Source organism: Sphingobacterium mizutaii (genome assembly GCF_900187125.1).
GTDB classification, from domain to species: domain Bacteria; phylum Bacteroidota; class Bacteroidia; order Sphingobacteriales; family Sphingobacteriaceae; genus Sphingobacterium; species Sphingobacterium mizutaii.
Genome location: NZ_LT906468.1, coordinates 1842563 through 1860753, shown reverse-complemented (window position 1 = coordinate 1860753; position 18191 = coordinate 1842563). Strand labels below are relative to the sequence as shown.

14 protein-coding genes are annotated in these 18191 nt (G+C 37.1%); 9 read left to right on the top strand and 5 right to left on the bottom strand.

Annotated elements, in window-relative coordinates:
• The first annotated feature begins 8 nt into the window (after positions 1-8).
• Positions 9-1760 (top strand): RagB/SusD family nutrient uptake outer membrane protein, encoded by a 1752-nt coding sequence (locus CKW03_RS07940; protein ID WP_093095620.1) that lies wholly within the window; start codon positions 9-11, stop codon positions 1758-1760.
• Between the two features lie 11 nt (positions 1761-1771).
• Entirely contained in the window at positions 1772-2650 is an 879-nt protein-coding gene (locus tag CKW03_RS07935) for an endonuclease/exonuclease/phosphatase family protein (protein WP_157739435.1), read from the top strand.
• 316 nt (positions 2651-2966) lie between these two features.
• On the opposite strand, the gene CKW03_RS07930 is transcribed toward CKW03_RS07935, so the two are convergent.
• A complete protein-coding gene (locus tag CKW03_RS07930; RefSeq protein ID WP_157739433.1) occupies positions 2967-3488 on the bottom strand; it encodes an alpha/beta hydrolase family protein in 522 nt (173 codons plus the stop codon).
• Between the two features lie 643 nt (positions 3489-4131).
• Entirely contained in the window at positions 4132-4548 is a 417-nt protein-coding gene (locus tag CKW03_RS07920) for a DUF3995 domain-containing protein (protein WP_093095614.1), read from the bottom strand.
• Between the two features lie 274 nt (positions 4549-4822).
• Here CKW03_RS07920 and CKW03_RS07915 point away from each other — a divergent pair, with 274 nt between their 5' ends.
• The 3 genes from CKW03_RS07915 (at position 4823) to CKW03_RS07905 (ending at position 7521) form a co-directional block, all read left to right on the top strand.
• Complete coding sequence (locus CKW03_RS07915; RefSeq protein WP_093095612.1) at positions 4823-5749, top strand: hypothetical protein; 927 nt, start codon at positions 4823-4825, stop codon at positions 5747-5749.
• Positions 5750-5836: 87 nt separating this feature from the next.
• Positions 5837-6853: an acyltransferase gene (locus tag CKW03_RS07910; RefSeq protein ID WP_093095610.1), complete on the top strand. Its 1017-nt coding sequence runs from the start codon at positions 5837-5839 to the stop codon at positions 6851-6853.
• Between the two features lie 179 nt (positions 6854-7032).
• Positions 7033-7521, top strand: coding sequence for a hypothetical protein (locus CKW03_RS07905; RefSeq protein ID WP_093095609.1), 489 nt, complete (start codon positions 7033-7035; stop codon positions 7519-7521).
• 26 nt (positions 7522-7547) lie between these two features.
• Here the strand turns inward: CKW03_RS07905 and CKW03_RS07900 are convergent, their stop codons facing one another.
• Entirely contained in the window at positions 7548-9518 is a 1971-nt protein-coding gene (locus CKW03_RS07900) for a DUF1963 domain-containing protein (RefSeq protein WP_093095607.1), read from the bottom strand.
• A gap of 537 nt (positions 9519-10055) precedes the next feature.
• On the opposite strand from CKW03_RS07900, the gene CKW03_RS07890 reads away from it, so the two are divergent.
• Positions 10056-10703 carry a flavodoxin gene (locus tag CKW03_RS07890; RefSeq protein ID WP_093095604.1) on the top strand — a complete coding sequence of 216 codons (648 nt, stop codon included), beginning with the start codon at positions 10056-10058 and terminating at the stop codon, positions 10701-10703.
• A 385-nt stretch (positions 10704-11088) separates the two neighbouring features.
• Complete coding sequence (locus tag CKW03_RS07885) at positions 11089-11658, top strand: hypothetical protein (protein ID WP_093095602.1); 570 nt, start codon at positions 11089-11091, stop codon at positions 11656-11658.
• 72 nt (positions 11659-11730) lie between these two features.
• Here CKW03_RS07885 and CKW03_RS07880 read toward each other — a convergent pair whose 3' ends face one another.
• Positions 11731-12075 carry a hypothetical protein gene (locus tag CKW03_RS07880; RefSeq protein ID WP_093095601.1) on the bottom strand — a complete coding sequence of 115 codons (345 nt, stop codon included), beginning with the start codon at positions 12073-12075 and terminating at the stop codon, positions 11731-11733.
• Positions 12076-12295: 220 nt separating this feature from the next.
• On the opposite strand from CKW03_RS07880, the gene CKW03_RS07875 reads away from it, so the two are divergent.
• Both CKW03_RS07875 and CKW03_RS07865 read left to right on the top strand, forming a co-directional pair.
• Positions 12296-12817 (top strand): hypothetical protein, encoded by a 522-nt coding sequence (locus CKW03_RS07875; RefSeq protein WP_093095599.1) that lies wholly within the window; start codon positions 12296-12298, stop codon positions 12815-12817.
• A 1270-nt stretch (positions 12818-14087) separates the two neighbouring features.
• Positions 14088-16616: a phosphocholine-specific phospholipase C gene (locus tag CKW03_RS07865; protein WP_093095596.1), complete on the top strand. Its 2529-nt coding sequence runs from the start codon at positions 14088-14090 to the stop codon at positions 16614-16616.
• A gap of 52 nt (positions 16617-16668) precedes the next feature.
• Here CKW03_RS07865 and CKW03_RS07860 read toward each other — a convergent pair whose 3' ends face one another.
• Positions 16669-18177, bottom strand: coding sequence for a redoxin domain-containing protein (locus CKW03_RS07860; protein WP_093095594.1), 1509 nt, complete (start codon positions 18175-18177; stop codon positions 16669-16671).
• Between the last annotated feature and the right edge of the window lie 14 nt (positions 18178-18191).

Genomic DNA, 18191 nt, shown 5'->3' with positions numbered 1-18191 from the left:
TGACCAGTATGAAAACCAGAAAAATATTACCTCTTATAACGATAATGGGATTGCTGACAGCATGTAATGATGATTACTTAGAACGCTATCCACTTTCCGAATTAGCACCCGAGAACTATTTCTTAACTGCTGCGGAGTTGCAAAATTATACCAATGCTTTTTATGCGGAACTTCCAGATGCGCTATCAATTCACTATAATAATCCAACGCAAGCAGATGATGAAGCACGCAATACGCTAGCCGCTGAGATACAAGGGACACGAGAAACTCCATCGAGTGGTGCAGGATGGGATTGGACAGAGCTCCGTCAGATCAACTTTTTCTTAGAAAATTCCCATAAATGTACCGACGAAGCTGCACGTTTGAAATATGAGGGTGTCGCACGATTCTTCCGTGCATACTTTTACTATGGAAAAGTCGTTCGCTTTGGCGATGTGCCTTGGTATGACAGTGTACTTGAACTCGATGATGATGGACTATTTAAAGCGAGAGATTCCAGAAAGTTAATCTTCGAAAAAATGTTGGAAGATATCGACTTTGCAATCGCTAACTGCCAAACTGAAAAGAGTACAACATTGATAACTAAATGGACGGCGCTAGCTTTTAAATCAAGGATGTGCCTTTTTGAAGGTACATTCCGCAAATATCATGGCTTAGGTGACTGGGAAGCAGTATTAACAGCAGGAGCAGCAGCAGCGGAGGAACTCATGAATACAGGACCTTACAGCATCCACAAAAGTAGCACTGATAAAGCCTACCATGAGCTTTTTATTGCGGAAGATGCAATTCCTAGTGAGATGATCTTAGCAAGGCAATATGATGCATCCGTACCATTTGTACATTCTGCCAACTTCTATATTCTTTCTGCATCCTATGGAAGACCAGGCATGCAAAAGTCATTAGTAAACAGCTACTTGATGAAGGACGGCACACGCTTCACCGATCAAGCAAATTACCAAACTATGCAGTTCTACGATGAAATGCAGAACAGAGATCCCCGTTTAGCGCAGACCATTCGAACGCCGGGTTACAAAAGAATCGGAAGCAATAGTACTACTGTTCCCGACTTCGCGACTTCAGTAACGGGATATCAGTACAGTAAATATGTATTGGCACCTGCATTTGATGCCGGACAATCAACCAATGATATGCCAATCTTTCGTTATGCAGAAGTGCTTTTAAATTTTGCTGAAGCAAAAGCAGAGCTAGGAACATTGACCCAAGCTGATATCGATAAAAGCGTAAAATTATTACGTGATCGGGTTGGCATGCCGAATTTAAACCTTCAAGCTGCCAATGCTAATCCAGACCCTTATCTCTTATCTGAATATCCTAATGTTACGAAAAGCAGCTTCACGGGTGCAATCCTAGAGGTTCGCCGTGAAAGAAGAATTGAACTTGTAAAGGAGGGACAGCGTTATAATGATTTAATGCGTTGGAAAGAAGGCGCTCGCTTATCCAAGAAATTTTATGGACAATACTTTCCTGGTGCCGGGGAATATGATTTAGATAAGAATGGAACGATCGATTTAGTGATTTATGAGGGCACTGCACCAACGAGAAAACCAGGTGTCCAATATCAAAAACTTGGAGAGTTAGTCCTTGAGAACGGCAATAAGGGTGGACGTATCGTTAATCTTCCTGATATCATTAAGAAATGGAATGAAACAAGGGATTACCTATACCCTATCCCGACTCAAGAGCTTGAATTAAATCCACAGTTGAAACAAAATCCAGGATGGGCATCTTCAGGAACATAAACTTCAGAAAAATGAAAAACATTATTAAATACTTTTCGATTATTGCTATTGCTTGTGTATCCACACAAGCAGTAGCACAAAAAAAGATTAAAATCTTATCTTATAACGTGCTATACGGATTACAAAAAGATTCTACGGCCAATATTGATCGCTACGTCGAACTCGTAAAAGAGCTAGACCCGGATATAGTTGCTACCCAAGAAATGAATGGTTGGAAGCAGAAAACATTGGAAGACTTAGCCAAACGTTATAACCACCCCTATGCGCTACAATCAAAAGAAGATGGGTTTCCGACGGCACTAACTTCGAAAAAGCCAATGGTAAACTTCAAAAAAGTAACCGAGAATATGTGGCACAGCTATATATATGCAAAGATAGAAGGTATACACATCTTCGTTATCCATTTCTCACCATTTAGCTATAAAAAGCGACAGGAAGAGGTGGAGAACATCATTGCACAGACCAAAGAGCTCAATCCAAAAGAACCTATCCTGATCATGGGCGACTTCAACTCCTTATCTGAATCTGATAGCAAGAACTATGACGAAGCCGTGCTAGCATCAATGAAAGAACAGGAAATCAAGCGCGAACAAGTTCGGAACCTGAACAATGGAGCGATTGATTATACCGTCTTAAAAAAATTGGAAGATGCCGGATTTTATGATTCTTACAAGGTATTGAATAAGAATTTTGAAAGCTCAGTTCCGACCTACAAAAGTGGTGAAGCGAAGATCAAGCAGTCTAACGCGGGAATAGGAAAGCGAATCGATTTTCTTTGGGCGAATGAACCTGCGAAGAAAATGCTTACGAAGAGTATTGTTCTTAAAAATGAAAAAACACATATCATTTCAGACCATTACCCAGTATATGTTGAGCTAGAACTTCAATAAGCAAATGAATCCCTCCTTCTCCACAAAAAATTAAAGCTCATCGAAAGATGGGCTTTTTTTTGTGGACCGCAGGGATTAGAAGGATGCTTTATTTCCCAAAATTATTGTTCTGCCTGAACTTTTAACATTAAATCGCGTGCATTAAGCCCACATACAGAATCTAATTCTTCCAAATTATATATTTCTTTGAACTCAGGCTTTTGCCCTTCCTCTTCATGTAACCTTGTAAATAGTAATTTTCAGGTCCTCCAAAAAGAGTTAACCTATAAATAATTGATTGTATTCCTGCTAAAACCTCAGCTATATTTATAAAGATTTAATTTTTTACAATATACTCCTTAATGGAATCAACACATTTCTCAAAAGTCAATAGCCAATGGGTATCATCAATGATTAATTGCTCCACCTCAAAACCTCTATTTATGCAGGAATGATCAATAACTTCATCTCGATTACTCTGAAGAAGAAAACAATGATCTATTTCCTTTATTTTTTCCAAACTTTTTTCTAGTTTCTCCGGAAAAGGAAAATTGGCAATCCTGCTAGAAAAGTCCAACAAGGGATTAAGAAGGACTAATTTAATTTTCATTCCAGAGGCTTTTAACTTTTCTCGTAATTGGTAGGCATAATTTCCTCCTGTGGAATCACCTATAAGGACAAGTTCATTTTTGTCCTTGTAATGTGTCCATAAACCAGTTAATAGTTCACTAATATCAGTATCAGTCCCCCATTCTACACAAAAACAACTGTGAGTACAATCAAAGGCATTTTTAATCAGTTTAAATTTCCTAGAATCCTTATTGGATCCCAAACCATGAAAATATAATAAATCAATCATGAGTATTTTTCTTGTTAGTGAATAGATCATTAATTACACAAAGGGGCAAAACAAATATTAACCAAGGCAAGGCATAGATCAATTGTATTGATTTTTTTATCAAGTAATTGACCATTCGAAATATTGAATTATTCATGTTAATCAACTTTTAATTTCCCCAGAAGTAGATTAATAGACCATAGAATAGAATGTTCAATTCCAGTTTTAAATGCCGGTATTTGATTTTAAATGGCAGTTTATAAAAGCCCTGAAGGGATGTAATGGAATTGTGTTTTATTTTAGGGAAATAACTCTTCGGCTTTCCATAGGTTATAACAAGTAATTCAGTAAGAACTGTATAGACCAATTGAATGAAATTTCCAAAAAGCCAAATAAGCAGTCGATATTTTTCTCTTCTATAATATCTTACCTGCAAAGGAATTACAATTCTGTCAAGAATAATGTTAGGTAAAAATTCCAGGAATTTAATCTTATAATAAATGTAGTATGAAATAACCATAGTCGTTTTTTTTTATTCATTATACGACGAGAGGAATAATAATTTCAATAATTAGGTTATTTATTAAATATTCTATTTGATACCACGGCTAAATAGAATTCATAATGATAAACAAATTTATCACTTGGAGCAGCTCCTATTTCTTTAAGCAGCAAGATTTATCACCAGTATCAATAACGCGATCAAGAAGCACAATGGCACAAAATATCTATTATCATTTCTTGAGAATGTGGTGTTTTTCACTTTCTTAAATAGGCCGACGTAATGAAAATCACCTATTACACGTAATAAGAATACTCCCATTATTAGCCACAGAATCCATCTCGAAAATCTTTCAGGAACTAAATCCAAACTTGGTAAATACAGAAGAAAAATCATCAGCAAAAAACCAATTCCAACGACTATGCAGGACATAAAACCAGGCTGAAATAGCAAGGCGCCTTTTTCAGTTACCGGTACGCTTTCCGTTTTACCTACCGTTCCTCCAAATGCCCAATACAGGTGAAATAGCGAAATGGTTAAGAAGATAATGGTTAACAGCAAATTGAAAAAATAAATCATAGTTTAACAGCTAGTAAAATGTAGTAAATGGAATTTAAATGGCAACAGTTTAAGTGCTCAAGGACAATATTAAAATACGATTTTTTCAAGACTTAATTAAAAAAGGTTTTGGCCTTTAGAAAGCACCAGGTAGTAAGCAATAAAACCAAATGAAAAATTAACCTAATAAAAAAAGCTCAGAGGTAAATTAGTAAATGCTAATGAAATAATTTCTCAAGATATTCCTTATTTATTAATAAATTAGTTTGTCTTTAAATCCAAGACTGCTACCGTTATGAACAGGCTAAAATTCACACATACTATTATTTGCTTAACCTCTATTTTATTAATCTTAAGTTCCTGCAAAAAAGACCCCATCAATCAAGAAACTACATCTGACAAGATCTCAAAGCTAGAAATAGTAAAACTTCAGGCTTCCAGTGGCTTCAGTAACACTATAGATTTGAAGTATGACGAACAGAACAGGTTAATTGAGTTTGGTTTAGATAAATTCTCTTATAACACCCAAGGAAAGGTTGAAAAGAGATCTTTGTTCGACGCCGATAATAAATTAATCAGTGAATATGGATATAGATGGGATACTGAGGGAAGGTTAGCAGAAATTCGTTTAAATTATTACCATTCAGATGAAAATATCAGTGGGATAAACATTGCTGAAAACAAGCCTATTATTGCAAAGTTTGAATATCAGAACAACCAACACAACCCTAGCAAGTTAATCTGGAGAACCATCAATATGGGCTATTCAGGGGGCTCCATTAAGACCACCCTATCCGCCGAAAAAACAATGAGATACTTTTATGAAAGTGAAAACCTCTCTCACGCTATATATTCAGGGAGCAGTGATATTTTAACAGGCAATCCTTCTGCTGGCACTTACGCTAATATTGAAGCTCATTTTTTCTTCAAACCTGGAGATAAGCCCCATTTCTTAAAAAAATTATATGATAAATTGGGATTCAACCCCATCGATTTTTCAGATATTATACCTTCTAAGCAACCCATCCAGAATATCATTTATGTCTTTAAGTATCAAGGAACGTTGTTTGAACCTGATTGGGAAAAAGCAAGCAATTATGAAATAGCTTATGATAAACTTGATCGTCCAACCCTTGTTTCCATCAATCAAAATATTATTGGACTCAGCAGCATATACCCTGATGTCAACAAATTATCATTGGTCTACAAAATAACTTACTAGAGTGATGGTATCTTTTGGAAAAGAAAGATATTTCCCTATTTAGTATCCTCCACTAAATTTTTCTCCAAATATCCATACTTTTACCCTATGGCCGAAAAAAATCCATACCTCATTTATTTACGCGTTATCGCGACAGTATTTGTGGTCTTGATACATGCTTCAACAGGGTTCCTTTATCGCATAGACACCCATGCTTTCGATTGGAATTATGCCAATTGGATCAATGCGGCCACACGTTGTTCAGTTCCAATCTTCGTCATAATTTCTGGAACATTATTGATCCCGAAAGATGAAGATACCTGGACCTTTTACAAAAAACGACTTCCTAAAATCATCTATCCATTCCTGTTTTGGACGATCATCTATTTGATTTATTATTTCTATCGATACACCAAGTTTGATCAATTGTCCAATGAAAAGATATGGTCTATCATCGTAGACAAGATTTTGCACGGAGCCAATGCACATCTATGGTACCTGTACATGATCATCGGCGCTTATTTGGCAATTCCATTTCTAAGAAAAATACTGATACATTGCAGCATTCGTGAAATTGAATGGTTTCTGTTACTCTGGCTCTTATCCTCTTGCTTCATGAGCAAACCCCTTTACTCCTACATGCCTAAGTTCGACCTGACCTTCTTTTCCGGATATATTGGTTATCTGGTATTAGGATATTACCTGAGCATCAAAACTTTCAAATTCAATAATCGGCAGGTAACTTGGGCTTTAATCTACCTATTGATGGTCGCTATCGCCGGCATTGGAACCAATTTGCTCAACCAAAATGCCAACAAACTGAATACCTTTTTCTATAATTATCTCTTCATCACAACAGCTTTAGCAGCAGCCGGATTATTCCTGTGGGTGAAGGAAAGCATGCAAAATCTAAAGGTCCCGAATTGGGTTTTGATAACTGATAAGTATAGTTTCGGGATTTATCTAGCCCATATCATTCCATTAAACTACTTCCACCCCCTTATCTCAAAACAATTAGGAACAGTCTGGGTTATTCCATTAGCAAGCGTTTGTGCTATTATAGTTTCGATTATCATTACCGTTGTTCTCAGGAAGATACCTTTTGGAAAATATGTTAGCGGATAGGCTTATTCCAGCTCAAAATCTTTCAAAACTATTAATTACCTTTAGACCACACACTAAATATCAATCAATAATAATAGCCAAAAACATAGGCTATATTTCAAACATTTACCGATATATAAGCTCCCACTTATGATTTAAAAAATCTTGAGCACACAATACCTAATTAATCAATCAGAACTATGAAAAATCCTAACAGCTTATTACTCCTGATCATCACGGTCATGATTACCTGTTCAGCAAAACCATCCTATTCCCAAGGACAGAAATTTATTTATGCAGAAGCAGCTGGTTCCGGCTTACTGGCTAGTATAAATTTTGATAGACGCTTCCAGAAAGATTCACGAGAAGGAATGGGATTTAAAGCTGGAATAGGTACCGGTTCATTATTAGGACTTTGGGACTCTAAATTCAATATTCCACTAGGGTTAAACTATGTCAAAGGCAAAAACAAATCAGCCTTTTTATTTGGTGCAAACCTTACAACGACCCTCATCGATGAAAATGCATACGAAAAATCGGGCGTTATTTTAGTTCCTTCCTTGGATATCGGGTATAGATTTAGACCATTGAAAAAAGGATTCGCTTTCCAAGCAACAATAAACCCTTGTTATGTACAGGATTCTGGGCTCTCATTAATTGGAGGTGTAGGATTAGGCTATGCATGGTAATTCCGCTCAAAGCCATCCCTACTTCCCTAACTACTCTCCATCGTCACGAATACCTTGCTAAAATCCCTTTTCGCCAGATCACTTTTATGGATCACAAAAAACAGGTCACCCGCATCTCCCCATTGAAAATTCCCTTTGGAACTTACTAATAGCAAGATCACCCAATCTTGGGGATCACCTTTCCAAGTCAATGCAGCTTGCAATTCGGGAGATTCATGTTGTGTAAATGCATATGCATTCATGGCATGGTCAAACCCATGCAGGTCTAGCACTGGCTTTTCAAATGGCTCATACAGGTCATAGGTAAAATCATATTGATCCTTTAGAGATTCTGCTTTCCCTTCAAAAAGGTAGTTATTGACATAACTCGCATAAAAAGAAGGAGCAGAAACCGTCAGGAATGCGTCTGCCTTATTGGCTTGGTATTCTCCATCCATCAGTTCAAAGAAGTCCTCCTCCTGAAAATCAAACCTCTTTCCAGAAGCCAGCTCCTTATTATCTTCAACATAGATTACCTTTCCGATATCTTGGTCCTCAGAACCAAAAAACTGAAAACTCTTAAAAAAGAAAAACAATGTCCCGGTACGAGGTAAATAATCCTGGAGTGCAGCAATCTTTTCACAATTGATTTGCGCTATAAATTCATAGTTTAATTCTTGGTCCCTATAATCAGAAAAGAAAGTTGGATAGGTAAGGCTTTCTGGTAAATCTGGTTTTCCACCAAACCTATGATTTCCCACTTCAGCATAATCTTCTTCGGAGGTCAATTTAAAGCCTACAGTTCGTTTTATCAAGGATAACAACGCTTCCTTATAGTCAGATAAATCATTGTCCTTAATAATTTTCTCCACTCCAGAAATCAATATTTTATTATTTTCCGCTTTATACATCTCATCATCCCATTCGACCGTACCTTCTCCATTGGCTCCGGGATAGCTCGTATCAAGAAGTCGTTTTTTCTCCTCCATGGTCAGGTCCAGGCCTTTAAAAGAATTATATGCAAATGGTAGTTCTTCCAAAGGATTAAAACTTGCCTTAATGGTCCTCAGGTTAGGCTGTTGTAATAGCGATTCAGGAAGTGTTTTGAGAAGGTTATTTTCTATGTCCAAATATTCTAACCAAGGCATTTGAATGTCGTCAGGAATGTGTTCGATCTTATTCTTCCCTAACAAGACATATTCCAGTCTGGGCATCTTCCAGATTTCATCAGGAAGATGGCTTAACTCACAATCAACAATACTCAGACGGTCCAATTGCATTAAATTTGCAAAAGATTTTGGAAGCGTGTTAATAACTGCCTGATTAACGGTTATCTGCTTTAGGTTTTTTAATTCGGCGATTCGATCACCAAAATCGGCAAATGGCAATTTATCTTTATCCCAATAATTCCCAACTCTTTGAATGATTAGGTATTCCAAATTTTCGAACGTATAAATTGCTTCAGGCAATGTGCTGAAAGTCGGATTGGTGATTTCCAAAAGCCGTATGGTATAAGGATCTGCACCTTCGGTCTCCTCTAAACTCTTAAATTTATAGTTAGCCCAGTTTAAGTTTGCTGGATCAAACTCCAATGCCGCTTCTAGAGGAAAGCTAGGAGAAGGGTCTCCATATCGGTTTTTTAAATCTCCCTCAATTAGAACCCAACCTTCTTTATATTCGATGGTTCCATAAAAATAAAGCGAATAATCAAGTCCTTCCTTACGGAAATAGGTGTAATCCTCAGGATTTTTATCCTCTTCATAATTACATATACCAGTTGGAATACCATTTTTATAGATTCCAGAGGCCTCAAAATTAAAAGATATTATCCCATCATTGGAATAATCATCAAGCAAAACTTTCTTCTTATCTGAGGCTATATCCTGACTCTGAATTTGGATTTCAGTATATAGTGTCTTGCTTAATTCTCCTACGACCCACTTTGTTTTCTTTTCTAGAATTGAATACGCCTGTCCGGCTATTTTAAAATACGGCAGCTTACTTTGATTGTTTTCCATAGTGAGAAATAATTTAACATCACTATCCGAATATAATCAATTTCAATAATATTTAACCTAGACAATATATTTATGGACAGGGACTTAATTCCCTTCTACCCCACTCTCAGCCAATTCCATACAAGGCAAAAGTTTATTTTATCCCCAATGCTAACTGAGAAATCAATGTTATTAGCTGTACTAATTGAATTATTTCTTTGAAAAAAGAAATTTAAATACAGCTAATACGATTAATAAAAACACGATTAAGGCAAACATTTGCCAAAGCACTAATCCTTGAGAAAAATCCATGAGCAAATTCATAATAGTTCGTAATTGATATTTAAAAATAATAAAATATTCAGTAACAACTTGTCTTAAAACAAAAAACTGAAAATAATTTGAATTCATGGATTGAAGTGACAAGATCTTATCATCAATAATTCAGCAACAAGGATTAGACATGCTAAATAGGTAATATTGGTAGTAACCTCCGTAATCTGTATACCATTAAAATACCCAACTTTTAAGAACTTTGTCTAAATCAAAGGAATACAGATGAAAACAAACATGTTACATTGTTTTATACTGAGCATTTTCCTATTCTCAAGCTCCAGTTCAAGGGCTGTGGAGCCAAGCCACATCAAGGAAGAAACTCCCTCAGAAAATCCAGACTCTTTAGAGGATAAAAAAATATTGATTGTCTATCTGTCAAGAACAAAAAACACGAAAGCATTAGCTGCTATTATACAGCGAAAAACTGGCGGTGATTTAGTGGAAATTGAACTTGAAAAACCCTATCCAGAACATTATCAAAGCCTGGTCGATCAGGTTGCAGAAGAAAACAGAACGGGTTATTTACCCCCACTAAAAACAAAGATCCAAAATATGGAATCATACGACATCATATTTGTAGGATTTCCAACATGGGGTATGCAGCTCCCTCCTCCCCTAAAAAGCCTTCTTTCGATCTACGATTTAACAGGGAAAACAATCATTCCCTTCAATACCAATGCTGGATATGGCATTGGAACCAGCTTTGAAACGGTCAAAAAGTTAGCTCCAAACAGTAAAATCCTTGATGGATACTCCACTCAAGGTGCTAAAGAACGAGATGGTATCCTCTTCGTCATGGAAGGAACCAAAGAAAAACAAGTTGATAAGGATATTGAGCTATGGCTTAATAAAATAGGATTATTAAAATAAAAGGATTGAACAATAAATGAAGGTGAAACAAATATGATATCTTATCGGTGCGAGGTTCATGGCAACAAAGAGCAATCAATAATTCTTTAACAACTACAGATCTAATTATTGCTATTCTATAAAAAAATACCACCCATTCTTGAATAAGATAAGTTATTGGCTCTTCAATAAGTTTGGGGAGCCATTTTCATTTTATTAAAATTTACAACTGATATTTTTACAATTATTTTAACCAAAGATTAAAACTAAAAAGAGAAGAGCATAAAAAACACGTTTTGACTACTGCAAACCCAACATTACAATAATTTCATAATCCCTTAACCTAAACTTATCATTTTCTAAAACCTACCTCTCTAAATTCATTAAACTAAAAAATTATACGATTATGAAAAAACTATTATTCAGCAGCCTGTTATTATTTTTTTCTTCCCTAGCATTTGCACAAGAAGATTCTGAAAAAGTCAAAATGGCCATCATTAACGATTCCACAACGATAAAAATCCAAGATACTTTGATTGTCAATATTCCATCTTCTTTTGAATTTGCAACCATAGAGGAACAGAAGAAGACCTTAGGTCTGGGTAGGCTCAAACAAATCGGCGATATTGGAGGAACATTAGGTCATGGTATAGCCATGATTGGAGTGGGTGGCACGGATCTTTCCGCCGTTCAATCGGGCATTAAGATCATGGGAGCTTCCAGCACCATTACATCAGCAGGAATGGCATCAGATGCCATTGATGATTTGAATGTCTCTAAAAAGTCCAAAAGTATCATTGGGAAAAAACTAATCGTTACAGAACTTCATAAGTACCCGATCAGTGCTGTAGACCATGCTTATTTTGCCATTGCAAAATTGTTCAATTCAAAGAAAAAATATAAGGTTTATCTGGTACCAGCACTTTATTCTAAAGAAGTGATTACCATGAGTGAATTGGAAAGACTAAAAAAATAGCGGTTCAACCGATTTTGAATAAAAAGGTTTTATTGGGACATTATCATTCCCAATACAACCTTTCTTTGGAACTTATTCCCGAATCAAATTAAGCTTGTTCGGAAGTTCAGTTTTTGAAACTTCATCTAATATGATTTCATCATCCGAAACGAATGTAACACCATAGATGGCTTCAATATTAGTTGATCGCAGGGTCAAAAGATAATCCCCATAGCTATACATACCTCTTAAAACCCTAGGGTTAGGCACCTCTACGCCCATTTCAAAGGAAGCGTCGCTTTTTAAGTCAATATATAAGGAAGTACTGCTATGGTCTAATACCCATTTCCCCTCAATATTCTCTATATGCAATTCAGGCTCCTCAGAACAACTTATGATGCTTAAGGATAACAAAGCTGCTATTAATAGTCTTTTCATGATTTTTGGTTCTTATTTCTTTAAATAATCAGCGTCAAAAATAAATTTAATTAATTATAATTATCAAATATTATTTCTTAATTCTGGGAGAAAGTTAAAAGATATCCTTTACGTATTCATCCCATTTTGTAAATACCAACTATTACTAAATATTAAAGTGCTCCTCCCCTTTTTAATGGTACGATTTTCGCTCATATCCAGCATAATCACACTATATTATATGAAAAAGAAAATCTTATTAGGTGCCGTACTAGCTTTATTTACCATGTTAAATTTCAGTTGCAGTAAAGATGAATCTGTTTCTGGGGAGTTAGGCAACAATTATTTAAAGGTCAAGATTGATGGCGTTGAAAAAATATTCTCAAATGTGAGTGCAAATTGGGTAGAAGGTGGCAATTATTTAATGATTACTGCGATGGACCAAGGAAAAGAGTCTTTAATGATCAATGTGATGTCAGAGACCACTCGCGTAACTGCTGGGGAATATCATTTAGATGGCGGATCAGGATTTTATCTCTTGGTGGCGCATAATACCACAAATGAAGGGGTACAGGTTAATTCTACCGCAACCGATGATACGGTAGCTCCGGAGGATTCTTTTAACCTTAAAATCGATAAGATCAATAATGCTGAAGTTGAAGGTTCTTTTTCGGGAGTTTTAGTTCGTAGCCAAGGTCTACAAACCTTATCTACCCTTAAACTTTCCGAGGGTGAATTTAAAACTTCAATTAAAGCCAATTAAGATTATTCAGGATTAACATCAAAACGAAGAATCTATTTTTTATTTTTTCAAGGATTTTTTCATCGTGATCGGTGGGAACGAAATGTTTTTTTGTAGGATTTTCAGAAAAACATTTCGTTCCCGCTTGGCAATGTCATGCTAAAATATTTCTGCCCTTCCAGGGCAGTATAACTCAAAAATCATCCTTTCTCGGGGTCACCCTGAGAAGTAAAAATTTGGGCTAAATTTATTGGAAGGTGATGACAGGAAAGTGGAAGGCAAAAAATGTTTTTTTTATTTTAGAGATACAACCCCTTTTGGGGTTCCATTATTTTAGCAGACATGGCACGTTAGCTTGGAAGTCGCGCAAAAACGATGTTCGATTAATCGAACATCGTTTTTGCATTACCCCTTTATTGTTTACCATCCATGCTAAAATAATTCATCCCCGCTGGGGATGTATGGCGGATAAAAAATATTCTTCTGGAAAGGAAATATAGCTCTAAATACCTAGAAACAAAGGTTTAACAAACGTGTCATCGTAAGAACGAAGGATCTCGGAGGTATATAAATTACGATTGCATTAGCGTACAGTTCCTGTACCTTCGTTACACGATGACAGGAAATTGTTGGACATTTACGTACAGATTCTTCACTAATCGTTCAGAATTGGAAGTGTCCCAGAGAGGGTTTCAGAGCGCAGCGAAGAATCTATTGTTGTTTTTTTAAGAATCGTTGTCATCGAAATCGTAAGATGAGGGAACTATTTTTTATTGATTTGACCCCTTTAACGTGGATTTTCAGAAAAATATTTCACCCCTTCCAGGGGTTGTCCGGTAAACGGTACATTTTTCTACAAAGATTTCACCCCCTCTGGGGGTTCGCTAAAAACACAAACCTCCACCCTTCCGGAGGAAGCCCTTTAGCCTCCGGCTCAATTCCTTGGCGGAGAGATGGTGGGAATAATTCTGACCATTTTTATCGTCCAAAATTGACTATATCTTCTTACTTTCCTTTTACTCTCGTTCGAGACATATTCGGAAAATTCAAAATATGCCTCGAATAAACCTAAAACAAACCTCCTATGAAATGATAATATTTTGTCCAATGAATTACCGAGTTTTTGAAAATCCTGACCAAATTAGCATACTTTGTAAGTATAGATTTCCTAGATGAAGGAATAAACAATTTCGTAACAATTCTATTCACTTAACAATTTCATAACCAATTCCCTCGCGATTTTCTTCCATAATGGGGTAAATTAGTTATACCTAAACAAATCCAATACCTCATGGAAAACCGTAGAGAATTTTTAAGGAAAGTAATTATGCTTTCTGGAGCGACAGGGATGGTGAATGTAATACCCTCAGCCATTCAAAAAGCAATGGCCATCGACCCTGAGCCTGGCAGTACCTTCCTAGATGCCGAACATATCGTCATATTGATGCAGGAAAACCGTTCCTTCGACCATGCCTTTGGTTCTTTATCAGGTGTTAGGGGCTTCAATGATCCGAGGGCAGTATTACTGCCAAACAAGAAACCGGTATGGTTCCAAACCGACCTTGCGGGCAAGACCTATGCCCCTTTCCGATTGAATATCAAGGAGAGCAAAAGTACTTGGATCGGCGACCTTCCGCATTCAAGGGCCAGTCAGGTTGATGCTTACAATCTCGGGAAATATGATAATTGGCTGCCTTCAAAACGTTCCAGCAATAAGAAATATGCAGATATGCCTTTGACCTTAGGGCATTATAACCGCGAGGACCTCTCCTTCAATTATGCGATGGCTGATGCCTTCACCATCTGTGACCAGAATTTCTGTTCGGCCATGACCAGCACTACGCCCAACCGTTCCTTTTTCTGGACTGGAAAGATTATGAGCACCGAAGATGGATTGCCAAAGGCCAATATCCGAAATGAAGACTACTCATACGGTCAGGAGACCTGGAAAACCTTTCCTGAGCTCTTGGAGGATAATGGGATCTCATGGGGCTTTTATCAAAATGAATTAAGCAGTGTGGGAGGATTTAAGGGAGAAGAACGCTCCTGGTTAAGTAATTTCGGCTGCAACCTGCTAGAATTTTTTGAAGTCTATAATGTAAAATTCAAGGATCGATATCGCGAGAGCCTGCAAAACCGAATAGATACCCTTCCCGGGGAAATCAATAAACTCCAAGAAGAGAGCCCTTCTTCCCAAGAAAGGGCTAAGAAAGTACAAGCCAGCATCCGCGACAAGCAAAAGGCTTTGGATGATGCTAAAGCGGAACTTGAGAAATGGAGTAAAAGCAATTTTGATAAACTTAGTCCGAAGAAGAAAAGCCTATACAAGCGCGCATTTATCACCAATGAAGGGGATGCTGACTATAGAAACCTAGATACCTTAACCTATAAAGACAGGGATACCCAAAGAGAGTTGGCTGTTCCAAAGGGGAATTTACTTCACCAATTCCAAGCCGATGTCAATGCAGGAAAATTACCTACGGTATCATGGTTAGCGGGACCTCAGAATTTCTCTGATCACCCCAGTGCACCTTGGTATGGGGCTTGGTATGTTTCTGAAATCCTTGACATCCTGACCAAGAACCCAGAAGTTTGGAAGAAAACCATCTTTATTGTCACCTATGATGAGAACGACGGTTACTATGACCATATTCCACCATTTAGCATTCCGGACAATAACAAACCTGAAACGGGTAAAGTGTCTAATGGCATTGAGACTGAAGAGGAATTCGTTCGTTTGAGCAACGAAATAAAACAAGGGGTACCTGAAAAGCAAGCCAGAGAGGGCGCTATCGGATTAGGATTTCGCGTTCCCATGCTGATTGCTTCACCATGGAGCCGAGGTGGAAAAGTATGTTCCGAGGTATTTGACCATACCTCAACCCTACAATTCCTGGAATATTTCGTGAATAAAAAATTCAATAAGAACATTCACTTTGATAATATTGGCAACTGGAGGAGAACCATTTGTGGAAATTTGACCTCCGCGTTTTCCCCTTTCAATCCAAAAGAGAAAAGCATCAGCTTCATCAACCGGAATCCATTTATTGAAAGCATTTACAATGCGAAATTCAAAGAAGATCCAGGGAATTTCCATGAGGTCAGCGATCAGGATATCCAGGAAGCTCTGAAAACGGGAAATTATTCAAAACTGATGTCCCAGCAAGAACCGGGAAAAAGAATAGCTACAGCTCTACCTTACCAATTAAGTGCTGATTTGGAATTAGTAGGCAATCAGAAGATCCGAATTAATATGAAGGCGGACAATAAATTGTTCGGCAACCAAGCTGCTGGATCGCCATTCACGGTCTATGCACCAGCTAACTATACAGAAAAAGGAAACAAAGAAAGCTGTAGGAACTGGTCATTTGCAGTTAAGGCTGGGGACGAAATCCAATACGAGTGGCATATTGAAGCTTTTGACGCTGGTAAATATTGTTTGCATTTACACGGTCCGAATGGTTTCTTTAGAGAATTTGCAGGAAGTACGCAAGATCCGAGGATCCAGGTCAAGCTAGTGGATGATTTAAAGCGAATGACTAAAACACCTACAGGAAATCTTAGTTTAAGGATAAAAAACACCACTTCCTCCCCTGTGAAGATCCATGTTAGGGACCTGAGTTATAATAAAGGTATCCTATTAGAAAAAAGTATTCCAGCGAACGCGGAGGAGAATCTAAGCATCAATTTGGTTGCAAGTTTAGGCTGGTATGATTTTGCCCTGACGGTAGCAGGCAAAGGAGACTTTTACCAAAGATTTGCAGGAAGAGTGGAAACCGGAAAAGAGAGTATTACAGACCCACTGATCAATCGGGTCTGATTAAATTGACATAGGCTTTTCTATAATGGAAAAGCCTTTTTTAAAATCCTGACTATTTCATTAATGACTCAATCATTAAGGTCAACATCTGTTCATTTTCAGCATCAACAGTAAAATCTGAATAAACAATCCTTCCTTCTTGGTCAATAATAAAATTGGTAGGAGCAGCAACAATTTGATAGTCCTTCTTAATTTCTTTACTTGCTCCCAATGGAGTAAAACTAAAACCCGTATTGTCTAGAAAAGGTTTTATCAGGTTATCCTGTTCTCTGTAGATATTGATTCCCAGGTATTGGAATTTTTCGCGATCAACGCCTTTAATAGCATTTTCAAAGTGAGGCATCTCTCCTCTGCAAGGCCCACATGCAGGATACCAAAAAGTCAGCAAGGTTATTTTTCCTTTTAGATCTTCAAGAGTGACTTTCTTTTCAGAATCAAAGGAATCAATAGAAAAAGGTTTTGCTTCCTTTGATTGCTTTATGACCAGCTGATAAACATCTTTATCCACTTCCTCATTACTCTTATTCAATTTTGCGCCATATTTATACAAGGCTTCTTGGCTGGCTAATGAAGGTTTGTATGCTTGAAGAATTATTAAACTATCAAATGCTGCCTGCGTCTCTTTGTTTGCATCCAATGCCATTGCTTTCTTCAGCATAAGCAAGCTTCCTAAATCATTTCCATTCAATGTTCTGTATCGTAAGTTGATGATTTGGTCTTTTGCTTCAGCAAATTGTGCAGCTTTCATTTTAGCATCAAAACCTTTGAGACTTTGAGCTAATGTAAGTTTTTCTCCTAAGCCTAAATCAGCTTCGCCTTTATCCTTATATTCCATTGCCAGTTCAATGGCCTTGTCGTATTCTTCGGTCATAATATAAGAATCAATCAGTCGAACTACTGCAACCAGGAAAACCAGACTCTCATTGTCAGGAAACAATTTCAACATGCGTTCACCCGACTGGATTTTATCAGCATCATTTTTTAATACTATTCCAGCAATATTAAAAATAGTAATGGCCTGTTCAGAATTAGGGTATGCATCAATAAATTCATTAGCCTTTAGCTTGAATTCATCTGCATCATCCGAAAACAGGAACACATACCTTGCTTTAAGATCCAAGCTTTCAGGGTTGGCTTTAATGGCTTCTTGGATATACTTGATTTCATCTTCCTTATTTCCTTTAAAAGCAGCATCAGAGGCTAAGTTTTCCCAATTTTCAACATTAGAAGGATCGATCTCGGCCGCTCTTAATAAGTATTGTTTTCTTTTAGGATTAAAATCTCCTAATTTATTGGCTATCGCGATTTGGAGAACTGCAGAATTTGGAAACTTAGTGATCAATTTTGCATACTCTTTTTCTGCTTGCTCGGGTTTAGCAAATCCAGCTAAATACTCTTCATTGAGCTCCATACTATCTGGGTTGGCAACTACCGCAGCTCGAAGGTCTGCCATTTCCCTTGCTGAATATAAGTACTCTTCTTCTGTCTGGGCATTTACATTCAGGATAGCCATAAATATGAATATGAATAGGCAGCTTGCTTTAATATGATTGGTTTTCATAACAAATCCGATTT

Bases quoted from the DNA above. Each gene is read 5' to 3' on its own strand.
- CKW03_RS07920 (WP_093095614.1), bottom strand. From the start codon at position 4,548: ATGATTTATTTTTTCAATTTGCTGTTAACCATTATCTTCTTAACCATT.
- CKW03_RS07875 (WP_093095599.1), top strand. From the start codon at position 12,296: ATGAAAAAGAAAATCTTATTAGGTGCCGTACTAGCTTTATTTACCATG.
- CKW03_RS07865 (WP_093095596.1), top strand. From the start codon at position 14,088: ATGGAAAACCGTAGAGAATTTTTAAGGAAAGTAATTATGCTTTCTGGA.
- CKW03_RS07910 (WP_093095610.1), top strand. From the start codon at position 5,837: ATGGCCGAAAAAAATCCATACCTCATTTATTTACGCGTTATCGCGACA.
- CKW03_RS07915 (WP_093095612.1), top strand. From the start codon at position 4,823: ATGAACAGGCTAAAATTCACACATACTATTATTTGCTTAACCTCTATT.
- CKW03_RS07890 (WP_093095604.1), top strand. From the start codon at position 10,056: ATGAAAACAAACATGTTACATTGTTTTATACTGAGCATTTTCCTATTC.
- CKW03_RS07880 (WP_093095601.1), bottom strand. From the start codon at position 12,075: ATGAAAAGACTATTAATAGCAGCTTTGTTATCCTTAAGCATCATAAGT.
- CKW03_RS07940 (WP_093095620.1), top strand. From the start codon at position 9: ATGAAAACCAGAAAAATATTACCTCTTATAACGATAATGGGATTGCTG.
- CKW03_RS07900 (WP_093095607.1), bottom strand. From the start codon at position 9,518: ATGGAAAACAATCAAAGTAAGCTGCCGTATTTTAAAATAGCCGGACAG.
- CKW03_RS07885 (WP_093095602.1), top strand. From the start codon at position 11,089: ATGAAAAAACTATTATTCAGCAGCCTGTTATTATTTTTTTCTTCCCTA.
- CKW03_RS07935 (WP_157739435.1), top strand. From the start codon at position 1,772: ATGAAAAACATTATTAAATACTTTTCGATTATTGCTATTGCTTGTGTA.
- CKW03_RS07905 (WP_093095609.1), top strand. From the start codon at position 7,033: ATGAAAAATCCTAACAGCTTATTACTCCTGATCATCACGGTCATGATT.
- CKW03_RS07860 (WP_093095594.1), bottom strand. From the start codon at position 18,177: ATGAAAACCAATCATATTAAAGCAAGCTGCCTATTCATATTCATATTT.
- CKW03_RS07930 (WP_157739433.1), bottom strand. From the start codon at position 3,488: ATGATTGATTTATTATATTTTCATGGTTTGGGATCCAATAAGGATTCT.